Origin of the sequence: Lactiplantibacillus songbeiensis (assembly GCF_005405125.1) — a bacterium.
GTDB lineage: Bacteria > Bacillota > Bacilli > Lactobacillales > Lactobacillaceae > Lactiplantibacillus > Lactiplantibacillus songbeiensis.
This window is the reverse complement of sequence record NZ_BJDL01000028.1, coordinates 1-21,775: the sequence shown is the minus strand read 5'-3', so window position 1 is coordinate 21,775 and position 21,775 is coordinate 1. Positions and strand designations below refer to the sequence as shown.

The following is a 21,775-nucleotide window of genomic DNA, read 5'->3' as shown; positions in this document are numbered from 1 at the left end:
ATACTGAAATATTTTCATGAATAAGTTGAGCGCACTTATCTCAAGCAGAATTGTCAGTAAAAGTATTCGATGTCGGGAGTATTTTAGACTTATAAAACGGATAAAGTAGTATCGCAAGTAGTATCGATTTTGTCCCAAGTAGTATCGCTTTTGCTTGATTCTATTCCCCGCTATTCCCGATAGAAAATACAAAAAAACCGGTATATCAAGGGTTAATCCCTCTCAATACCGGCTATTCCATATATAAAGTGCGGCCAAGAAGATTCGAACTTCCACCGGGTTAACCCCGACAAGATCCTTAATCTTGCGCGTCTGCCAATTCCGCCATGGCCGCATCACAACTCACAAAAACCATTCTAACAAAATCTTGTGAGTCTGACAAGCTAAATTTAAGATTTATGAACGTTTATCCCGGTTGCATCGACTGGCAACAGGTGGTATTGGCCCGTTAAACTAGCATTTAACTTTAATTGTTGTTGTAATTTTTCTAAATCCGTCTTTTGGCCCAGCGTGACTACCGTTGGCCCGGCACCGCTTAAATAGGTTCCAACTAAACCCAAATCATGCGCGGTCTGCCGAATGATTGCCAAAGCTGGCACGAGCTTAGTCCGATACTGTTCGTGGAATTGATCTTGTTCAACCAACTGCAATGCAACCGGCCAATTCTGCGTCGCCAAAGCGGCCACCAGCGTATTTCCTACACTACTACCCGCAATGGCCTGCTTGAATGGTAAGTCACTGGGCAACGCCTCGCGACTAGCTGAGGTTAATAATTCTTCATTCGGCACATAGACACTCGCATATAAGTCCGGCGCTGGCAACGACACAGCCTGAACTTGGTCATGGTCATAGGTGGCAACGACTAGTCCACCTAAAATTGCCGGAGCCACGTTATCTGGATGGCCTTCTAATTCAGTTGCCTTTAGTAATAACTCCTGCTTAGTAAACGGTGCTTTCGCCAATTCATTGGCCAACACCAAGCCGGCGACAATCGCCGTTGAGCTACTACCTAAGCCACGTGCCAGTGGAATGTCTGACGTCACTTGCACATGCTGGGGCTGCAAGTTAGGCACCAACGACAACGCCGTCTTAATCATCAAGTTACGGGCATCGCTAGGCACATGGGGCCCATACGGATGATCCACTTGCCACGTTTGGCTCGGGCCAAGCACCGTTAACGTCAGTTGCATATCCAATGCTAACCCAATCGAATCAAAGCCGGGACCTAAGTTTGCAGACGTTGCCGGAACTGAAATTGTTAACATCACGCTCACCTACGCATTCTTTAAAACTTTGTAACTAGCCAACAATTGCATATTCGCTTGGCCGGCAATCGCCGCCGTAATATCAGCTAACTGTTGGTCGTTCATTTCATGGGTAATAATCACGACCCGCGCGTTGCCGTCGCCCAATTGATTTTGAATAATCCGGCTAAATGACACTTGGGCTTTGGTCATGATTTCCGTTAACCGGAGCATCATCCCAGAAACATCACGCATCTTCAAGGCAATGAAGTGTGGATAGACCACATCAGTTGGATCAGCTAAGACGGTTTCCTGCCGGTAAGAATTAAAGGTATTTCCCGTGGTATTCAACGCAATGTTTTTGGCTACCGTCGTAATATCACTCAGCACACTGTTAGCCGTTGGGAGTTCCCCGGCCCCAGGGCCATAAAACATCGTGTCCCCCACGGCCGTCCCAGTTACCATGACCGCGTTATTTTCATTTTGCACCGTCGCTAAGGGATGGTGATCTGAAACCAAGACGGGTCCAACTGAAACAGCAATCCGATCATCAATTTCTTCGGCAATTCCGAGCAGTTTAATCGTATAACCTAACTGGTGCGCTTCGGCAATATCCTCCGCACTAATCTTCGTAATCCCTTGCACTTGGACATGATCCATCGACAGGCTCATCCCAAAGGCAAACTGGGTCAAGATAATCATCTTGTAAGCCGCATCAAGCCCTTCAACGTCATTCGTCGGATCACTTTCAGCAAAGCCTAAATCTTGCGCCGAACTCAAGGCTTGATCATAAGACCAATTCTTCGTCAACATTTGGGTCATGATGTAGTTGGTCGTCCCATTGACGATCCCCATCACCCGCTGAATCTTATCCGCCGCAAAACTGTTATCAATTGTCCGTAAGATTGGAATCCCACCAGCCACACTGGCTTCGTAGAATAGATCCCGGTGATTTTCGCGCGCAATCTGCACCAATTCACGCCCGTATTGCGCAATTAAGTCCTTATTGGCGGTAACCACGTGTTTACCAGCTTGCAAGGCTCGAATAATGTATTCCTTAGCTGGATGGATGGAACCCATCACTTCGACCATGATTTGAATTTCAGGATCATCGATCAACGTGTCAATCTGGTCGGTCAATTGGACGTCCCCTAAGTCGGCCGTTTGGTGCTTCTTTAAATTATGAACCACCACACAAGCAAGCTCTAGATTACGACCGGTAATCTCTGAGATCTTTGCTTGATGGGCTTGTAACATTTTAACGACCCCGTTACCCACGGTGCCTAGGCCAACGACCCCAATTTTGATAGTTTCCATCGATAATCCCTCCAAAATTCTTAATAGTTAAGCTAATTCTATCGAATCCCCGCTAGATAAGCAAACCTTTTCAAACCAGCTTAATTCGACCACGACAACGACCACAAGTATAGCGGCGCGTGTCCATCCGGCGTTTGCGATGATACACTTGACCGCAATTTTGACATTGATACGTATAGCGATACGCTTGTACGGCCACTCCTGACTTCGGTTGCGGTGCATAGCGTGACCCACCGACCCGTGCTAAGAGCTGTTTAAAAGCGGCATCGCGATGTTGATAGCCCCGACCTGATAAGTGCAAATGATAGTGACAAAGTTCATGCTTGATGACCCCAATCAACGTAGCTTCATCAAAGTCCGTCAGCATCTTTGGATTGATATCAATATTATGACTCTGTAATTGGTAGCGGCCGCCCGTTGTTCGCAGTCGGCGATTAAAGAACGCATGGTGCAAAAATGGCCGGTGAAATTCAGTCACTGACAACTGCTCCACTAAATGCTGTAAGTCTAAATTAGTCATGGACTGGCACGGGTGGTTCAATCATTGTTAACGCAATCCGTTGCCGTTGTTCATCAACTTGTTCAACCCACACCGTCACAATATCGCCAACTGCCACGGCTTTACGAGGATCTTTTAGGAATGTATCGGTAAGTTTCGACACATGGACGAGACCATCCTGTTTGACACCAATATCAACAAAAGCCCCAAAGTCCACAACATTGCGGACCGTTCCCTGGAGTTGCATGCCCGGCTTTAAGTCACTCATCTTTAAGACATCTTGCCGGAGCAATGGCGCTGGCATTGAATCCCGTACATCACGACCCGGCTTTTGTAGGCTGGCAATAATATCTTTTAGCGTTAAGACGCCTACACCAGTTTGTTCGGCAATCGCGGATAAATTCACTCGCGTCAAGGCGGACGCTTTACTTGTCCCGACATCGCTCAATCGTAATTCCACAGCCTGCAGCAATGTCTTAGCGGCAGCATAGCTTTCAGGATGAATATCGGTATTATCCAAAACCGTCTTTCCGTGTAGAATCCGTAAAAAGCCAACCGACTGTTCATAAGCTTTCGGTCCCAACCGGGGAACTTTTTTTAACTGTGGCCGACTCACAAATTCACCGTTGTCATTGCGATAGGCCACAATATTTTGCGCAATCGTCTTCGATAACCCAGAAATATGGGTCAAAAGTTCCGGACTAGCTGTATTCAAGTTAACACCCACCTGGTTAACGGCCGTTTCAATCACAATATCCAGTTGCGTCGTCAAGGCTTTTTGTGAAACGTCATGTTGATATTGACCAACGCCGACCGATTGCGGATCAATCTTGATGAGTTCGGCAAGGGGATCTTGAAGTCGCCGGCCAATACTAATCGCGCTGCGTTGCTCCACATGTAATTCTGGAAATTCAGCTCGCGCATTATCACTAGCCGAATAGACCGAGGCCCCTGCTTCATTGACAATCACGTAGTAGACCGGCCGTGTCATTGTTTTTAAAACATTGGCCACGAATTCTTCAGATTCACGGGAAGCCGTGCCATTCCCAATCGCAATCATTTCAACGTGATACTTATCTAAGAAAGCCTTGAATTCACCGGCAGCTGCTTGGCGTTTGGCCGTTGCGGCTGGCTTATGCGGATAGATCACTAATTTATCTAGAAACTTCCCATTAGCATCCATCACAGCTAACTTACAACCGGTTCGATACGCCGGATCAAAGCCCAACACAACCCGCCCTTTTAATGGCGCTTGCATCAATAAATGGTACAAATTATCGCCGAACACTTTAATCGCTTGCTGTTCCGCTGCATCGCTTAATTCATTGCGCAATTCCCGTTCGATTGCCGGGGCCACAAACCGTTTATAGGCATCTTGATAGGCGGCCGTAATCACCGCCACCGCGGGACCTTGATGCTGCCCAATAAAGCGGAAATGTAAATAACGGTCAACCGCATCCTGATCGACTTTTAAGCTAACTCGCAAGACTTTTTCTTTTTCGCCCCGGTTAATCGCTAAGACGCGATAAGACACTAATGCCGCAATCGGACTCGTGAAGTCGTAATACTGTTGATACACACCTTGTTCATCGAGTTCTTTGGCTTTAGGCTTGGCCTTAACAACCAACTCACCTTTGCTACGCGTAAAATTTCGAACCCAGTTACGCAAGCTGGCATTATCTCCAAAGGCTTCCGCCAAGATCTCATGGGCGCCTGCTAACGCTGCCTCGGCATCCGGTACCGTTTCGGCATTCACAAACTGTTGCGCATGAGCGTCAATCCCGCTCGTTGGAAAACGCAGTAACCATGCGGCCAACGGTTCCAACCCAGCTTCTTTAGCAATCGTGGCTTTGGTACGCCGCTTTTGTTTATACGGCAAATACAAGTCTTCGACATCTTGCAACTTTTCGGCTGTATTAATGGCTTGCCTTAAAGCCGGCGTTAACTGCTGCTGTTCATCGATCAGCTTGATCACATCGGCTTTACGCGCGGTTAATGTTGCCAACCGATCATAGTTATCTTTAATATCACGAATTTCAACTTCATCTAAGTTACCCGTACGTTCCTTCCGATAACGGGCAATAAACGGCACCGTATTGCCTTCGTCCATCATACTAAGGACCGCTTTGATTTGTTGTGGTTTTAAGGTCGTCAAGGTTTGCTCAACGAGTTTAATAATTGCATTATCCATAATTTCACCCAATCTCTTTGGTTAAGCCGTTGTTGGCTAATCAACAACGACACTCTACTATAGTATACGCGCTTCCCATGATTTTTTTGCGAAAGAAAAGCGTAACGCCCCTGAATTGGGAGCGCTACGCTTTTGCTTAAAAAAGTTACATCACCATCGCCATAATGCGTTGCACATCATTGGACACATGGGTCATCGCCGTTTCTTGATCCTTTTCGGCTTGATTGAATGCGGCAACGTCAACGGTCGTATCTTCAATCTTCAGACTAGCCGTCATCGCAGCACACGCATCAACATATTTTTCATAAGCCGCAATCAAGTTACGGTGCTTTCCAATCAACCGCGCCGGAACCTGAGCTTTTTTCAAGTTGGCTAAGTTTGTTTGGTACTGTTCCGTGCCATCGGTGAATTCCATCTGAATATCGTTGAATTCGGCAGGCACCATCTTGGCCACCGCATCGTCATCAATCGCTTTACGCATCTTTTCAAACGATGGATTCATTTGTTCACCCATTTTTTCAGTCGTTTCGATGACTTTCGTTAAAACAGGCATATAAGTTGCCATACTAGCTTTTTTCATGAGTTGGTCTCTTTTCTATATAAGGTTGGTGGTTCAAATCGACTGTTCCTATTTTACCACCTTACGCTGAAAGAATTTAACAATTTCAACGATGATAACCATTGATAACGATGCCGCGAGAATAATCCCCCATTGGTATGCATCAAGTGGTGTCACGTGGAAAATACTGTTAAACCCAGGCACCACGACGGTCATTGCTAGTAACGCAAAGGCAATCACAATCGCCCAGTTAAAGAACTTGTTGCGGAACAAGCCAACCGTAAATAAGGATTGGTGAATCGACTTTGAGTTAAAGGCATGGAATAACTGAATCAAGCCTAACGTGATAAAGGCCATCGTCAAGGCATCCGCATGCGCTAAGCTTGCACTAGCATGCACTGGATACGTTAAGGCTAACCAGTAAACTAACAAGGTAATCCCACCTTCGAGTAAACCTTGATAGATAATACTTGAGAAGACGCCACCGGAGAAGAAGTTCGACTTCCGCCCACGTGGCTGATGCTTCATAATATTCTTTTCTGTCGGTTCCACACCTAACGCAATCGCTGGCAAGGTATCCGTCACTAAGTTAATCCATAAGATATGCACCGGCGCTAAGATTTGCCAGCCTAACATCGTCATCATGAACAAGGTTAAGACTTCTCCTAAGTTAGCGGATAGCAAGTATTGGATTGCCTTTTGAATATTGGCAAAGACTTTCCGACCCTCTTCAACCGCCACCACAATCGTCGCGAAGTTATCATCGGCTAAGACCATATCACTGGCCCCTTTGGAGACTTCGGTCCCAGTGATCCCCATCCCGATTCCGATATCAGCGGCTTTCAAGGCCGGCGCATCATTTACGCCATCACCCGTCATCGCCACAACTTTACCACGATGTTGCCAAGCATTGACGATTCGAACTTTATGCTCCGGTGCCACCCGCGCATATACCGAGTAATCACTAACTTTTTTGTCAAATTCCGCGTCACTCAGCTCATCTAGTTCGGCCCCAGTAATCACAGCGGCATCATCGCCAGCATCAATAATGCCTAACCGAACGGCAATCGCTTCCGCCGTATCGCGATGATCACCAGTAATCATTAATGGTCGAATCCCGGCTGATTTTGCTTCAATCACCGCTTGTTCAACTTCTGGTCGTTCCGGATCAATCATCCCGACCATCCCAGCAAAGACTAAGTCGGTTTCAACCGTTGCTGAGTCAACCGTAGTCGGCACGGCACTGATTTCTTTGTAAGCAAACATTAATACGCGCAATGCCTGCGTCGCTAACTCATGGTTAGTTGCTAAAATGGAATCACGTAATGCTTTAGTAATTGGCGTGACGTCACCGTTAATTTCAACTGCTGTAACGCGTTTTAACAGTTCATCCGGGGCCCCTTTAACCGCAACTAAAAACTTGCCATTAGTGAGCGGATGAATCGTTGACATTAATTTCCGTTCAGAATCAAACGGCACTTCGCTGACCCGTGGATAATTTTGTAATAACTGATCAACCGGATAGGCTTGGTCCAAGTTGTATTGAACTAACGCCGTTTCCGTTGGGTCACCGGCCAAACCATCGCTCATAATCTTAGTATCATTACTTAAAATCATGACTTGGGCTAGGTGACTATCCGTTGCTAAATGGGTTGGCTTAGCATCGACTAGTTCCTGGTTCACATAAAGCATTTCAACCGTCATCTTATTTTGGGTTAACGTCCCGGTCTTATCCGAAGCGATAATATCGGTACTCCCCAACGTTTCGACTGCGGGAAGTTTCCGTACTAACGCGTGGCGCTTCGCCATCCGCTGGGTACCTAAGGCTAAGGTAATTGTGACAATTGCCGGTAACCCTTCTGGAATCGCCGCAACCGCTAACGAGATCGCCGTCAACAGCATGTTGATCAAGCTTTCGCTGCCACGTACCATCCCGATTCCAAAGACGACTGCCGCAATGACTAAAATTAAAATCGTTAAGGATTTTCCTAATTGCGTTAAGTTCGCTTGCAATGGGGTGGTCGTTTCGTCGGCCGCTTCAATCATGCCGGCAATCCGGCCAACTTCAGTCTGCATCCCCGTGGCAACCACGATCCCTGTCCCGCGACCATACGTCACATTACTGTTCATATAAGCCATATTGACTCGGTCACCGATAGCTAAATCGCCAGCAGTCAAGGTTTCAGCTTGTTTCTCAACGGGAACTGACTCCCCAGTTAGCGCTGACTCTTCGACTTTTAATGACGCACTTTCAATTAAGCGCAAATCGGCGGGGACAATATCCCCAGCTTCAAGGGAAACGATATCCCCCGGAACTAGGTCATCACTTTTGACCGTCTGCAGCTGACCATCTCGTAAGACGGTAGCATCCGGCGCGGCCATTTCTTTTAACGCATTAATCGCTTCTTCGGCCTTGGCTTCTTGGAAGACCCCAAAGACCGCATTCAATACCACGACTAACAAAATGATGATGGCATCGACGGCTTCGCCAGTAAATGCCGCGATTAAAGCCGCGACGAGTAACACAATGATCATGAAGTCTTTAAACTGAGCGATAAACTTCTGTAATAACGACGTTGACTTTTGTTGATTCAACGCATTATGACCATACTGTTCTAACCGTTTGGCCGCCGCTGCTTGGCTCAGACCGTGTTCATCTGTCTGCAATTCTTGATAAATTGCGGGTAACGCTTGTTGGTACTTAGGTGTTACTTTCGACATAAGATTTCCTCCTCGCATCTGAGCCTCATCTTCTAAAAATAGAAAATGAGACCCATGTATGCACGCAAAAGTTGTGAACATACATAAGTCTCACTATTTAAGACAATACCGGATTGGTTTCTTGTTGACGATAATTGCCGCAGTTAACCTGCTAGTTACTCCCTTATGATTGTACCGTTAGTATAACGGATAACGGAATTACTGTCTACTAATACTGTTTCCTAACTACTTGATAGGCTAGTTATTTCAAGCTGAAACTAGCCGCTCTAGTTGGCGCAGCTTTAGCATGAAAACGCTCTGTTGACCACTTTTGGGCTACAAATCTGTCCACCACTTCAACAGCGGACGGCCAAGTACCAAAAGATCCACTACCATTCCTCTAAACGGAGCTGGTAGTGGATCAGTTATCAAGCAACTTTATTTCCAAAAATCATCAAAAACATTAATTGCGGCATGGCGTTTATGCGCCGTCTTCAAATACCAAGCTTCGATCTTTTCAGCGGCCTTTTCATCGATGTCCTTACCTTCCAGGTAGTCATCGATATCATCGTAATGCACGCCTAACGCGACTTCGTCTGGTAATGCCGGGCGATCATCTTCCAAGTCAGCAGTTGGCACTTTTTTGTATAGATGTTCCGGCGCGTCTAAAGTCGCTAACATCGCGCGACCTTGACGCTTATTCAACCGGTATAATGGCACGATATCTGCACCACCGTCACCATATTTGGTATAAAACCCAGTGACAGCTTCCGCAGCATGGTCGGTTCCTACAACCGCACCATGGCGTTCGCCGGCGATGCCGTATTGCACGATCATCCGTTGACGCGCCTTGATGTTGCCCTTATTAAAATCATGAATGGTGAGGCCAGTTGCTTCTAAAGCCGCAACCATGGCATCGGTTGGGCCTTGAATATCCACGCGGTCAGTTTCATCAGCTTGCATGAACGCAATCGCATCCATCGCATCCGCTTCATCCGCCTGATCACCATATGGCAACCGCACAGCGATGAATTGATAGTCATCATCACCCGTTTCAGCGCGCATTTCAGTGATAGCTAATTCCGTTAACTTGCCAGCTAACGTGGAGTCTTGCCCGCCAGAAATGCCTAATACGTACGTTTTTAAAAAGGGGTTCTTCTTTAAGTAAGCCTTTAAAAAGTCGATACTCCGGCGAATTTCAGTTTTGGAGTCGATGCTAGGTGCTACGTGTAGTGCCTTGATAATTTCAGTTTGTAATGGCCGCATTGGTCAAAATGCCTCCTAATAATCCTTCTTACTTACCCAATCACGAACGGAATGGATAATGTTCATTTTATGATCGTACAGTTTTTGTGATAAATCAACCGGGTAATCTTGTGGATTCAAGTCCCGCTTGTATTCATCCCAAAGTGATTCCAAACTATCATGCGCGTATTGTTTGATTTCGTCAATCGCCGGCAGGTCATAAACTTGCTTGCCTTGATCATAAATGGTCGTCAAGACTGGGCGCGCATCAAAATCACTGACCGTTTTATTAATATACGTGAAGCTCGGATGGAACATATAGATTGATTCTTCATTGCGCGGATCTTCATCATATAGGGTAATATAATCCCCTTCAGACTTAGCATCCGCCCGTTTCGTGATCCGCCAGACTTGTTTGCGCCCTGGTGTCGACACTTTTTCGGCGTTATTGGAAAGCTTGATCGTATCGACCATCTTATGATTATCGTCTTCAATCGAAACCATCTTATAAACCGCACCCAGAGCTGGTTGGTCAAAAGCAGTGATCAGCTTCGTCCCAACACCCCAAACACTGATTTTAGCGCCTTGCATCTTCAAATTTTGAATCGTTTTTTCGTCTAAATCATTCGATGCATAAATCTTGGCATCTGGAAAACCAGCTTCGTCTAATTGTTCACGCACCCGCTTCGAAAGATAGGCCATATCACCACTATCAATGCGGACACCTTGGAAATTAATCTTGTCGCCCATTTCTTTTGCCACTTTAATCGCACTCGGCACCCCACTACGCAAGGTGTCATAAGTGTCGACTAAGAAGACACAATCATGATGAGTCTGGGCATAGGCCATAAAGGCTTGATAATCATTCCGATATGTTTGGACCAACGCATGCGCATGGGTGCCGCTAATCGGAATACCAAAGATCTTGCCGGCCCGCACATTACTAGTGGCGTCAAAGCCGCCAATATAAGCGGCCCGGGTGCCCCAGATAGCGGCGTCTAATTCTTGTGCACGCCGCGTCCCAAATTCTAGTAACCCATCTTCGCCGACAACGGATTTGATCCGAGCCGCCTTGGTGGCAATCAACGTTTGGTAGTTGATAATATTGAGGAGCGCCGTTTCGATCAGTTGACAGGTCGCCAATGACCCTTCAACTTGCATCAACGGTTCGTTATTAAAGACGAGGTCACCTTCGCGGGCTGACCGAATCGTGGCATCGAACTTAAAATGCCGCAAATAATCTAAAAAGCCTTCCGAATAGTCTTGCGATTCACGTAAATACGCGATATCACTATCCGTAAAGTGCAGATTATTGATATAATTAACTACTCGCTCGAGACCAGCAAAAATGGCATAACCATTTTGGAATGGCATTTTGCGGAAAAAGACTTCGAAGACCGCATGTTTGTTATGAATCCCCTGTTCCCAATAAGTTTGCATCATGTTGATCTGATAAGCATCCGTATGCAAGGTTAAACTATCATCCGGATAGATTTGAGTCATGAGTTTTGTTCTCCATTTCGTATTTGTGAACGTTACATTCAACTAGGTTATGCCTATTCTATCATTTTTCTAGGCGCGATTGAATGTAGGTACTTGAAAAAATACAAAAAAGTAACTTTTACCTAAAATTAACGATTAATTTCTGAAAGTGAGGCCGCTTATGCCAGCACCATTTACCACCGTTAACATTCTCGACGTCCCGTTTATCAAGACAACTAACACCGCGTTCTTGCAACAACTGCAGACGGATATTTTGGCCCATCGCAATCGTTTTGTGATTACCGCCAATCCAGAAATTCTAATGTATGCCCGTGAACACCCCGACTATCAACGTGTGTTGACGCAAGCCGACTACATTACTCCGGATGGCATCGGCGTCATTCAAGGGGCTCAGATTCTAGGCACGCCGTTGCCAGAACGGATCACCGGCTATGATACCCTGCTTAGCTTACTGACTTGGGGCGCGCAACATCGCCAACGCATCTTTCTACTGGGCGCCAAGCCAGCCGTTTTAAAGGCCGTTGTCGCTAAAGTTAAGGCAACGTATCCCAACCTCGTCATTGCGGGCGCACTAGACGGCTACTTTGATGATGAAGCCGCCGTCGTTGACCAACTAGTGGCTGCAAAGCCTGATATGATCTTTATCGCAACTGGTTTTCCCAAGCAAGAATTTTTTATTGCTAAGTACCGTCACCGCGTTGATGGCCTCTGGATGGGTGTCGGCGGTAGTTTTGACGTCCTCGCAGGAGCCGTTAAGCGAGCACCACAATTCTGGCAACGCCACCATATTGAATGGCTGTATCGGTTAATTCAAGAACCAAGTCGCTTTAAGCGGATGTTAGTCTTGCCGCGGTATTTACAACTGGTTAAAAAGATTGCCAAGCAGCAAGGCTAAAAAACGACTAAGCTATCAGGCAAGCTGCCTTGATAGCTTAGTCGTTTTTTAAACCAAGAAAATATTAATCACCGTAATTAGCCAATTATTAAGCACATGGCCAAACATCGCAGTACCTAAATTATTTGTCTTAATCGTCAGCCATGATAATACACAACCAGTAACGAAAACGCCAATTAAATTAGCGCCACTATACCCGTGGGAAAATGCAAAAATCAAATTAGTTACCGTCACCGCTAATCCCATGTTGAACTGCCGACTGAAAAAGTTTTGAACAATCCCTCTAAAGAAAAGTTCTTCCATGATAGGACTAACAACATTTGTACAAATCAACGTGACCAATCCTAATCGACCTTTAATTAGCGCAATCAGCTCGCTACTTTCAGTCTCTGGACTACTAGCCCCAAAATACGCTAGCAACATCATGACAAAGATTGATAACATTATACCTAAGGCAGCCAACAACATTGTCTTTATTGCTGGCCACTGCATTACCACTGTCATATTCTTTTGATACACTGACCACAAAACCTTAAAGGTAACTATTGTTAGAACAACTAAGGACAACCAATGCCAAAATGAATTAACATTTTGAGTACTTTCACCCCACCAATCCCAATAACCAACTGCGAGCATCGGCAACTGCATTACCATCAAGAGTCCCAATCCGATGACGATTTGGCCACCAAGTCTCAATCCCTTAATTATCATTATTGCTATATAGATTACTCATTTTTATCGACCCCGTTTTTTCCGACTTTTATGTTTAGCACCACTTAGGCCGTCAACTAGTCCCCAAATAAGATCCCGAGTTGCTGACCAACCAGGGATTGGCAAACTAATCTTTCCACCCCTTGTTTGAGCCAATTTATCGTCATTTAAAATAGGGTACAAGCCTAATTTATTATTCATTACAATCCCCCATTTAAATCCATGCGTCCCTACCAAATTTCAATCCTGCACGAACAAATTTACGAATACCTCGCCCAACACCATATGCAAAATTATAATCATATTGACTGCCGCCAGTGACCTTTTCAGCATCGGCATCAGTCAAATCAAGATAATTCTTAAAGATAACATTTAACTTCAATTTTATTTCCCCCTTTCCTCTCAATTGTACTGACGCTATTGCAACCTGGATTAAAATATTTATTATCGTTCATATTTTAGCTTTTTCCGTACCATGACAAGTTTCATCGGTGTTTTTAACTCGTAACCAAACTGTTTTAGCTGCGTATTTCAGTTATTACCCAGTTCTAGAATTGTTCTTCATCTTTGTTCACTTGCCATACAAAACTTCTTCTAAATAACTGGTGCCGCGAACAGGCTAAACTGAAGTCACCTAATAGGCGAGGAAGTGACTCAAAATGGGTGCTTTTCTACTAGTCGCCGTCTTTTTGATTCTCTGTTTACCAAATCATTGGGAAGATCATTTAATCTTACGGTTTGGCAATTACCGGTATTTAATCTTCTTACCAATTTATCTGGTGCTATTAACAGCAGTCTGGTGGACAAATACGTTATTAGTGCCGTTAACAGCGATTTTGTTCATCTTGGCAACTTGGCTAGATCTTCATCGGGCAGCCCAACTGCATCATCATCGGCCAGAATAAGGCGACAAAGAAGGTCCACGTAACCCCTTTTTCGGAGTTACGTGGACCTTCTTTTTTTTGGCATTCGACAAGCTAGGCTTACCGAACCCGTTTATTTTTCTAAATAAAATTCAAACCGATTGCCAACATACTGCGTCCGCACGTATTCAAACGGATCGCCCGTCTGTAAGTACGAAATCTGTCGTAACCGCAATAACGCATCGCCACGACGGACGGATAAATATTCAGCAATCCGCTCTGAAGCAGACATCGCTGAAACCGTTTGTTGGGCTTTGCCAGGGACTAAGCCGGCTTTTTCTTCCAACGCTCGATATAGCGAACTAGTCACTTCATCTTTGGTAAATTGCTTAACTAACCGTTCAGGAACGGTGGCGACTTCAAAACAAATCGGCACATCATCCCCGTAGCGAATCCGTTCCATCCGTAAGACTTGTTCGTTAGGCTTTAGTGACAACTTTTCACTTTCAGAAAGTGACGGACTCGTCACATGATAGGAAATCGTTTTGCTTGACGGAACTTTTCCTTGGGCCAGCATTAAATCAGTAAAGCTGGTCACCCCAGACATCTTTTCTTGGACTTTTTGATTGGCCACAAAGGTGCCGGCGCCGACTCGCCGCTCTAGTATCCCTTCATCAACCAACGTTTGAATCGCTTGGCGTAACGTCATCCGACTCACATCAAATTGACCAGCTAGCTCGCGTTCAGATGGAATCCGATCGCCGACTGCCCACCGACCCGCTTCAATGGCTTGTTTAATTTGGTTATGAATTTGAATATAAATTGGCGAACTCATTGGTACTCATCCCTTACTAATAATTATTTGTTTTCAGCTTTTTTACCGTAACTGTAAGTCGCAACTAAGTCTTGGTCAGCATCTAAGACGTTAATATCAGCGTCTTTGCCAGCTTCCAAAGTCCCTTTGCTAGTTAACCCAAATTCACGGGCTTGGTTGACTGAAGACATCTTAACTGCTTCAAAAATGCCACAACCAGTGAACTTCTGCACGTTCTTAAAGGCATTGATATAAGTTAACACGGAACCAGCTAAGTTACCAGCTTCGAGCCGGGCTTGGCCGTCTTTAACAATCACTTTTTGACCACCTAATTCACTAATGCCATCGGGTTCACCCTTAGCACGCATCGAATCAGTAACTAATTCGATGCGATCCGCACCTTTTTGTTCATAGGCTAACTTGATCATGTCTGGGACAATATGGAAGCCGTCACAGATCAATTCACAGGTCATATTGTTTTCCAACATCGCATGGCCAGTCACACCTGGTTCACGGTGCTTGAATTCACGTTGCGCATTGTATAAATGAGTAACGTGGGTCGCTTTACTTGCTAATAATTGTTCCCGAGTCGCATTACTGTGACCAACTGAAGGCACAATACCATTTTCTAGGCAATACTTTTCAAATTCACGCGAACCAGGATCTTCAGGAGCATAAGTAATTAATTTAACGCGGCCACCAGACAATTTGTTCCAGTTGTCTAATAAAGCAACGTTTGGATTCTTGATATACTTTTCAGGTTGGGCGCCTTTAAAGGTTGCTGAAATGAAAGGTCCTTCCAAATGAACCCCTTGAATAACTGGATTTTCTTGGGCCGCTTTGTTGATTCCGGCCATTGAATGATCCAAGTTTTCATTAGATTGGGTCATCGTGGTACAGAAGTATGACGTAATCCCTTCACGGGCCACCATATCGTTGACCATTTCGTTAATTTCAGCTGGATTACCATCCATTGAATCAAAACTATAACCACCGTGGCTATGCACATCGATAAAGCCGGGGACAATTGTCTTCCCGCTGACAAATTCGATATCGTCGTCTGGTTCAGCGACATAGTCATCCATTGGACCAACCGCTTCAATTTCTTTACCAAACCGGATGTAACCGTCGTCGATCTTTTCTAGACCAGTATAGATGATGGCATGTTTTAATACTTTGCTCATGAACAAATTCCTCCTTGGATTTACTGGTTATATTATAATCGGTATAGACCAAAAATGCAAGCTGGAAAGCATGCGAGGATCGCCGGGGTGCTTTCGAGCATTGTCTAGCTAACCAATGATACCGGTGACTTTCCGGTATGGTTGGTTAGCGTAACAAGCGGAATCATCAACGCGTTTTGGCAAATAATCCCCTTAAGCGTCACCCAATTCTTTAGCAATCGTGGCATCAATCCCTTTAACCACCGAAGTCATAAAGCCAGCCTCCTCCATCGCCAATAATCCAGCGACCGTGGTCCCACCTGGTGAAGAAACTTGATCAATTAGGTCAAACGGAATCTTGTCTGAGGCCAAGACCATCTTGGCACTCCCTAGCGTTGCTTGTGCTGCAATTTTAGTTGCCGTTGCCTTATCCAAACCATGTTTAACCCCGGCTCGGGCCATCGCATCAATAAAGAAGTAAACGTAGGCTGGCGAGCTTCCGGCTAGCGCAGAAAAAGTACTAAAATCTCTTTCGGCTACTTCACTCGTTTCACCGATTGCATCAAATAATTTTTGGCCAGCTGCATACTGATCAGCCGTCAACGCATCGTTACCAATCAGCGCCGTCATCCCAGCCCCAATCGCGACGTTCACATTTGGCATAATCCGTAAGATTGGCAATTCGCCAACGACATCAGCATAATCGGCTAAATCAATTCCCGATACCATCGTAATGACCCATTTACCGGCTGTTAATGCCGATTGCACGCTCTTCAAGACGTGGAGGGCAATATTAGGCTTAACTGCCAAAACAATCACGTCAGCGGCTTCTGCCACCGCCAGATTTGAGGCCACTGCATGCAGTCCATTTGCTTGCGCGTACAGTTCATAGCTTGCCTGATGCGCACTGTGAATGTAGAAGTCAGTTGGGGCGACCGTCTTCGTCTTTAACCAACCATCAATAATCGCGCGGCCCATATTGCCGGCACCGATAAATCCAATTTTCATTTTCTCAAACTCCTTCAATTATGTCAGTCAAAAATAAGCTATCCTTACTATACCAATTCTAGAATTAAAATGCCTTGATAATGGCATAATTTCACCGATTTCCCGCCAAATCGCGTATGATTGAGTTAATAATTCAATATTGTGAGGTTTAGAATGATGACATTTACCTTTGCACCCGCTGAAATAACCGATTTACCCGAAATCATGACGATTGAACGGGCCGGCTTTACACCAGCCGAAGCAGCCAGTGACGCTAGCATGGCACAACGGATTGCCCAAATCAGTGACACGTTTATTGTCGCTAAAGACGACCACGGCTACGTCGCCGGTTATATCGTTGGCCCAGCTTCCGATAGTCGCTACATTACCGATGATTTATTTGCGACAGTGACGCCAAATGTGACTACTGCCAAATACCAAACTGTTTTAAGCCTGGCAGTCGCTCCTGAGACACAAGGAAGTGGCTTGGGCAGCCAATTGTTGGCTCACTTTGCAACCATCGCCAAAGCAGCCCATCGTCGTGGCATCACCCTGACTTGTTTGAAGCGACTGGTTCCTTTCTATGAAAAGAATGGCTATACGAACGAAGGTCAGGCTGAATCTGAACATGCTGGTGAGATTTGGTACAACATGGTTAAATTGTTCTAAGTATTCAAAAATCGCACTTATCGTTGATTATCGATAAGTGCGATTTTTATTCGATACGCCCGTTGTATCAATAAAAATCTGTTAGCAAAAAGACAAGTTACTCATTTCGCTAATATTAATATTAATCCAAAACCAACGCATGAAGATACAAAAAAACAGCCACCGGAGTGACTGCTCGTTAGTTGGGCTAGCTGGGTTCGAACCAGCGCATGACAGGATCAAAACCTGTTGCCTTACCACTTGGCTATAGCCCAATGATGAAATGGAGGGGAGTGGATTCGAACCACCGAACCCGAAGGAGCGGATTTACAGTCCGCCGCGTTTAGCCAGACTTCGCTACCCCTCCGTGAATCATTCAACTATATTAGAATACAAAATTTTGAATAAAAAATCAACCCTTTTTTCGAAATTATTTGAATTTTTTTGATAAATCTTCGGGTAAATCCAATAAAAACGTTTCCAATCGCCATTCAGCCATGAAATTATCGGTTCGCCACTCATTTAGTCGTTTACGACCATAGCCCACAGCCTGATCATAATACATCGTCCCATTATAATCACGTGGTGCCGGATGCAGATGCAAGTGACCAAATAACACATGGCTAACTTGATATTGCTCTGCTAACGCACCTAACCGTGGCGTCCCCATCAAAGCCCGAGCCATCTCCCAAAAGTGATGTCCCCGCCCTAACGGAATAAAATCAGCCCGTGGTACAAAATGCGTCATCAAGATTACTTGCTTATGTGCCGCCTGTGCGCGTTGTAATTGCGCAGTAACTTGATCCAACATCAATTGTGCCCGTTCTGGGTCACTCAGCGGCTGTTTAATCGACCGATCAATCCAATAGGCATATTTCCACTGTGCCAGATCTCGCGCCGTCACACCCGGTAAATTAGCCGCATATTGATAATCATACCAGCCGTTATGGCCAATAATCCGCCAATCAGTCTGTGGAATATCAATAAACCGATTATGAAGATACCCGTCAAAGCCCCCTGCTTCCAGCTCATCAAAGCTAACGCCATTCACCATGTCATGATTACCCGCTATCCATAAGACATGCGTTTGAGCGCCCAGAAGTGCCTGCAGATCAACCACATATTGCTGACTACGTTGAAAATCATTGAATAAGTCGCCCGCGATTAAATACCACTGAACGTGTTGTTGTGCTAAATACGCAGCTTGTTGCACCATCATTTCATGCGCGTCCAAGCGATTAACATCAAAATGATTGTCACTGCTAAATGCCACTCGCACCATGCTGATCACTCCCCCATTTTAACCAAAATAAAAAGGCACGCTACCTTTACGATAACATACCTTCAAGCTTTAACGTTTATCGAACACCTTGCATGGCTTTTTTAATCGTCGGTACCATCATGAAGAGGATAACCCCTAAGAGGACACTGACAATCCCAATTGATGCAAAGTAAGGGACTTCAGTCTTGGTTGAGTAGAAACGCACTAATTGCGCGTTTAACGCACTACCAGCCGAATCAGCTAGGAACCACATACTCATCATCTGTGACGCGAAGGCTTTTGGTGCCAATTTAGTCGTCACTGATAAGCCAATTGGTGAAATCAACATTTCCGCAATTTCAACGACAGCCCAGCTACCGACCAACCACATTGGGCTGACCTTGCCAGCAGTCCCAAAGAAGAATCCAGGCATCGCCATAATTAAGTATGACGCCCCAGCAAAGACCAATCCAACCGCAAATTTAGCTGGTGAACTTGGTTGCTTCTTGCCCCACTTCGTCCAAAGGAAGACAAATGGTGTGGTGTAAATCATAATGAACAATGGATTCAAGATTTGGAAATCAGAGGCTGCCAAATGCATGCCTAAGAAATTCAAGTTGGTCCGATCAGCCGCAAACAAGGCCAAAACAGCTGAACCTTGTTCTTCAATTGCCCAGAATAAGGCTGCGGCGATAAATAATGGAATATAAGCCCGTACCCGTGACCGTTCTTGGGCGTTGGTCTTATCAGAAGTTAACATCAAAGTAAAGTAAGCGATTGGTGTCAAAATAACAAGGACACTGATCAACGTAATAATATTAGGTAACGTCAACGCATGCATTAATTGCATTAAGAGTAAGACTAAGCCTAAACCAATGATCCCGATAATCACACGCCGCATAACTTTACTTAAGTCACCCGGTTCCAAAGGATCAGTTGGATATAGACTAGCGGTACTTAAGTTCTTTTTACCATCAAAGTAGTATTGTAATAACCCAAAGAACATCCCAATCGCAGCTAAAGAGAAGCCCAAATGGAAGTTAACACCTAAGCCGATACGACCAACTAAGACGGGGGCTACTAAGGACCCCAAGTTAATCCCAAAGACAAAGATACTAAACCCAGCATCACGCCGAGTATCTTCTTCAGTATATAATTGACCAACCATGTCGGAAACGTTAGGTTTAAGTAACCCAGTCCCAATCACAATCAACGCAATCGACACGAATAAGGCACTTACCCCAAAAGGTGTTGATAACACGATATGGCCGACCATGATGAAAATCCCACCAATGAAGACGGTCTTCCGACTACCCCAAACTCGGTCAGATAAAAAGCCACCGAGCACACTGGAAACATAGACCAGCGCTGAATAAATTGACATAATTGAAGCAGCAGTTACTTGATCAAACCCAAGACCGCCTTTAGCAACACTGTAGTACATGTAGAAAATTAACAGTGCGCGCATTCCGTAATAACTGAACCGTTCCCACATTTCAGTGAAGAACAATGTTCGTAAGCCACGTGGTTGGCCGAAGAACGAATGGTCCAGCTTTTGTTCTTTATCCAATTGAATTTCCTCCAAACTGCATCTAACAGATCATCTTCGTTTAAAAGTAACAAAACTTGTTTCTTAATTAAACATAATAATTATTATACTAGCCTTAATCTTATTCAACAACGTCTTTAACCGACTTCTAATTTATACACCATAAAGCTATTATTTTCTCATTTTAATAAATTAAACAAAAATAGCGTTAGCTCGCCAAAAACTAACTACCATTGGACATGTAACCGGTTTTATGAATATTATAATGACATCAATTTCTAATTTGTTTTTGGCTAGTAATTATTCGGTGGCGCCGACGTTAGATGTTTATTAAGAACTTAAAAAGAAAATCTTTCTTCTGCTAGTTGTCATATCGTTAGCTACGATGACGTTGATATCCCCTTATCATCCGTAGCACTCCGCTTCTGATTAGAAGTTTGCAATTATTATAAACAACAATACCAGACCGAAAACGTTCTCATTACCAAGCACTCCCCTTATTAAATACGATCAGAGGGATTACCGAATTGAAAGCAGTTATTGAAACGACACTACAAGATTTAAATACGAATGGTAAGGCTTATTTGGGCAATGATAGCTAACAGTTTTTGAATTCGAGAATCACCGCAGCTTCTTCTGGTTTTGATGACGAACTGATAATTAATCCCAAAGACGCCTGTAACTTAAACCGCTATCTTGCTTAACGTCCAAAGTCAGCATCACAATCAAGCAAATGCCCTTACTAGTCCCAGATCACAATCTTTTTAAAGACTCATGTGGGCGCTCCTAATAGATTGCTTAAGTCTTCGTATTCTCTATTCACACTTAATTTGGCAGCTACCATGGTACTCCGAAATAAATATTGACTACGCGCTTGGTACTGGTTGAAATCGCCGCCTGAAAATTGGTTCTTAAAATATCGGAACGCCAAGGTCGAGAAAAACACTCGCACTAGAGCCAACAATACGACTGAGCATTTTAGCAAGCAACCTTTCGGCTAAGTGACTAGACTACAAATAATCAATCGTTAATGCTTTAATACCGGTTATTTAACGTCGAATAGGCCATAATTGACCCAGTGGTGCCATTTATCTTGGTCAGTGATTTTCTGACTTAGATAAAGGCTGGCTTAGAAGACCACGCATCATTGGTTTCCAAATGCAGCCACCATTTCCAGCTGATTCTGGGCCAACCAAAGTGGTCATTAATTCAACTAGCACCGAACATATTTGACCGTACAATAAAAGCAGCTACCATCAACTTTACAATTGATGATAACTGCTACTTAATAATTTCTATTTTTCAGTTCAGCGGTAAAGAAAAAGGCGAGATAACATCTCACCCTCCTAAGTGCCGGCTACCAGAGTCGAACTGATGACCCTCGGTTTACGATACCGATGCTCTACCAACTGAGCTAAGCCGGCATTATGATATAAAAAAGATGTCAACACCGTGGGGGCTAACATCTGTCACTCCGACAGGCGGGCTCGAACCGTCGACATCTTGATTAACAGTCAAGCGCTCTACCAACTGAGCTATGTCGGAATATTCGCATGGCAACGTCCTACCCTCGCAGGGAGCGATCCCCCAACTACTCTCGGCGCTAAGAAGCTTGACTTCTGTGTT

General features: G+C 44.8%; 18 protein-coding genes and 5 tRNA genes. 3 read left to right on the top strand and 20 right to left on the bottom strand.

Features of this window, described 5'->3' with window-relative positions; all coding sequences use genetic code 11:
• Nucleotides 1–249: 249 nt before the first annotated feature.
• From FFM77_RS11270 to FFM77_RS11230, 9 genes are all read right to left on the bottom strand, one after another.
• A tRNA-Leu gene (locus FFM77_RS11270) sits at nt 250–334 on the bottom strand.
• 55 nt (nt 335–389) lie between these two features.
• Nucleotides 390–1,265, bottom strand: a complete 876-nt coding sequence (gene thrB, locus FFM77_RS11265; RefSeq protein ID WP_137635863.1) for a homoserine kinase — start codon at nt 1,263–1,265, stop codon at nt 390–392.
• Between the two features lie 9 nt (nt 1,266–1,274).
• Complete coding sequence (locus FFM77_RS11260; RefSeq protein WP_137635862.1) at nt 1,275–2,561, bottom strand: homoserine dehydrogenase; 1,287 nt, start codon at nt 2,559–2,561, stop codon at nt 1,275–1,277.
• A 70-nt stretch (nt 2,562–2,631) separates the two neighbouring features.
• Entirely contained in the window at nt 2,632–3,081 is a 450-nt protein-coding gene (locus FFM77_RS11255; RefSeq protein WP_137635861.1) for a SprT family protein, read from the bottom strand.
• On the bottom strand, nt 3,074–5,251 hold the full coding sequence (locus tag FFM77_RS11250) for a Tex family protein (RefSeq protein ID WP_137635860.1): 2,178 nt from the start codon (nt 5,249–5,251) through the stop codon (nt 3,074–3,076). Before FFM77_RS11250 ends, FFM77_RS11255 begins: the two co-directional genes overlap by 8 nt.
• 145 nt (nt 5,252–5,396) lie before the next feature.
• Nucleotides 5,397–5,831, bottom strand: a complete 435-nt coding sequence (locus tag FFM77_RS11245; protein ID WP_137635859.1) for a hypothetical protein — start codon at nt 5,829–5,831, stop codon at nt 5,397–5,399.
• Between the two features lie 48 nt (nt 5,832–5,879).
• Nucleotides 5,880–8,531, bottom strand: coding sequence for a cation-translocating P-type ATPase (locus tag FFM77_RS11240; protein WP_137635858.1), 2,652 nt, complete (start codon nt 8,529–8,531; stop codon nt 5,880–5,882).
• Between the two features lie 417 nt (nt 8,532–8,948).
• Complete coding sequence (gene nadE, locus FFM77_RS11235; RefSeq protein ID WP_137635857.1) at nt 8,949–9,776, bottom strand: ammonia-dependent NAD(+) synthetase; 828 nt, start codon at nt 9,774–9,776, stop codon at nt 8,949–8,951.
• Nucleotides 9,777–9,791: 15 nt separating this feature from the next.
• Entirely contained in the window at nt 9,792–11,258 is a 1,467-nt protein-coding gene (locus FFM77_RS11230; protein ID WP_137635856.1) for a nicotinate phosphoribosyltransferase, read from the bottom strand.
• 160 nt (nt 11,259–11,418) lie between these two features.
• Here FFM77_RS11230 and FFM77_RS11225 point away from each other — a divergent pair, with 160 nt between their 5' ends.
• On the top strand, nt 11,419–12,153 hold the full coding sequence (locus FFM77_RS11225) for a WecB/TagA/CpsF family glycosyltransferase (protein ID WP_137635855.1): 735 nt from the start codon (nt 11,419–11,421) through the stop codon (nt 12,151–12,153).
• A 48-nt stretch (nt 12,154–12,201) separates the two neighbouring features.
• On the opposite strand, the gene FFM77_RS11220 is transcribed toward FFM77_RS11225, so the two are convergent.
• Together FFM77_RS11220 and FFM77_RS14030 are read right to left on the bottom strand one after the other, a co-directional pair.
• Nucleotides 12,202–12,807: a CPBP family intramembrane glutamic endopeptidase gene (locus FFM77_RS11220; protein ID WP_171001615.1), complete on the bottom strand. Its 606-nt coding sequence runs from the start codon at nt 12,805–12,807 to the stop codon at nt 12,202–12,204.
• Nucleotides 12,808–13,078: 271 nt separating this feature from the next.
• Entirely contained in the window at nt 13,079–13,246 is a 168-nt protein-coding gene (locus FFM77_RS14030) for a hypothetical protein (RefSeq protein WP_171001614.1), read from the bottom strand.
• 277 nt (nt 13,247–13,523) lie between these two features.
• Between FFM77_RS14030 and FFM77_RS11215 the strand changes: the two genes are divergently transcribed.
• On the top strand, nt 13,524–13,769 hold the full coding sequence (locus FFM77_RS11215; protein ID WP_137635853.1) for a hypothetical protein: 246 nt from the start codon (nt 13,524–13,526) through the stop codon (nt 13,767–13,769).
• A 91-nt stretch (nt 13,770–13,860) separates the two neighbouring features.
• On the opposite strand, the gene FFM77_RS11210 is transcribed toward FFM77_RS11215, so the two are convergent.
• The 3 genes from FFM77_RS11210 to proC form a co-directional block, all read right to left on the bottom strand.
• Nucleotides 13,861–14,562, bottom strand: a complete 702-nt coding sequence (locus FFM77_RS11210; RefSeq protein ID WP_137635852.1) for a GntR family transcriptional regulator — start codon at nt 14,560–14,562, stop codon at nt 13,861–13,863.
• A 23-nt stretch (nt 14,563–14,585) separates the two neighbouring features.
• Complete coding sequence (nagA, locus tag FFM77_RS11205; protein WP_137635851.1) at nt 14,586–15,725, bottom strand: N-acetylglucosamine-6-phosphate deacetylase; 1,140 nt, start codon at nt 15,723–15,725, stop codon at nt 14,586–14,588.
• A 192-nt stretch (nt 15,726–15,917) separates the two neighbouring features.
• Nucleotides 15,918–16,712, bottom strand: a complete 795-nt coding sequence (proC, locus tag FFM77_RS11200) for a pyrroline-5-carboxylate reductase (protein ID WP_137635850.1) — start codon at nt 16,710–16,712, stop codon at nt 15,918–15,920.
• Nucleotides 16,713–16,868: 156 nt separating this feature from the next.
• Between proC and FFM77_RS11195 the strand changes: the two genes are divergently transcribed.
• A complete protein-coding gene (locus FFM77_RS11195) occupies nt 16,869–17,360 on the top strand; it encodes a GNAT family N-acetyltransferase (RefSeq protein ID WP_137635903.1) in 492 nt (163 codons plus the stop codon).
• 182 nt (nt 17,361–17,542) lie between these two features.
• On the opposite strand, the gene FFM77_RS11190 is transcribed toward FFM77_RS11195, so the two are convergent.
• From FFM77_RS11190 to FFM77_RS11165, 6 genes are all read right to left on the bottom strand, one after another.
• Nucleotides 17,543–17,614 (bottom strand) — tRNA-Gln (locus FFM77_RS11190).
• A 9-nt stretch (nt 17,615–17,623) separates the two neighbouring features.
• A tRNA-Tyr gene (locus FFM77_RS11185) sits at nt 17,624–17,706 on the bottom strand.
• Nucleotides 17,707–17,769: 63 nt separating this feature from the next.
• On the bottom strand, nt 17,770–18,621 hold the full coding sequence (locus FFM77_RS11180; RefSeq protein WP_137635849.1) for a metallophosphoesterase: 852 nt from the start codon (nt 18,619–18,621) through the stop codon (nt 17,770–17,772).
• Nucleotides 18,622–18,697: 76 nt separating this feature from the next.
• Nucleotides 18,698–20,170, bottom strand: coding sequence for a peptide MFS transporter (locus FFM77_RS11175; protein WP_137635848.1), 1,473 nt, complete (start codon nt 20,168–20,170; stop codon nt 18,698–18,700).
• 1,330 nt (nt 20,171–21,500) lie between these two features.
• Nucleotides 21,501–21,573 (bottom strand) — tRNA-Thr (locus FFM77_RS11170).
• Nucleotides 21,574–21,621: 48 nt separating this feature from the next.
• Nucleotides 21,622–21,694 (bottom strand) — tRNA-Asn (locus tag FFM77_RS11165).
• Nucleotides 21,695–21,775: the final 81 nt, after the last annotated feature.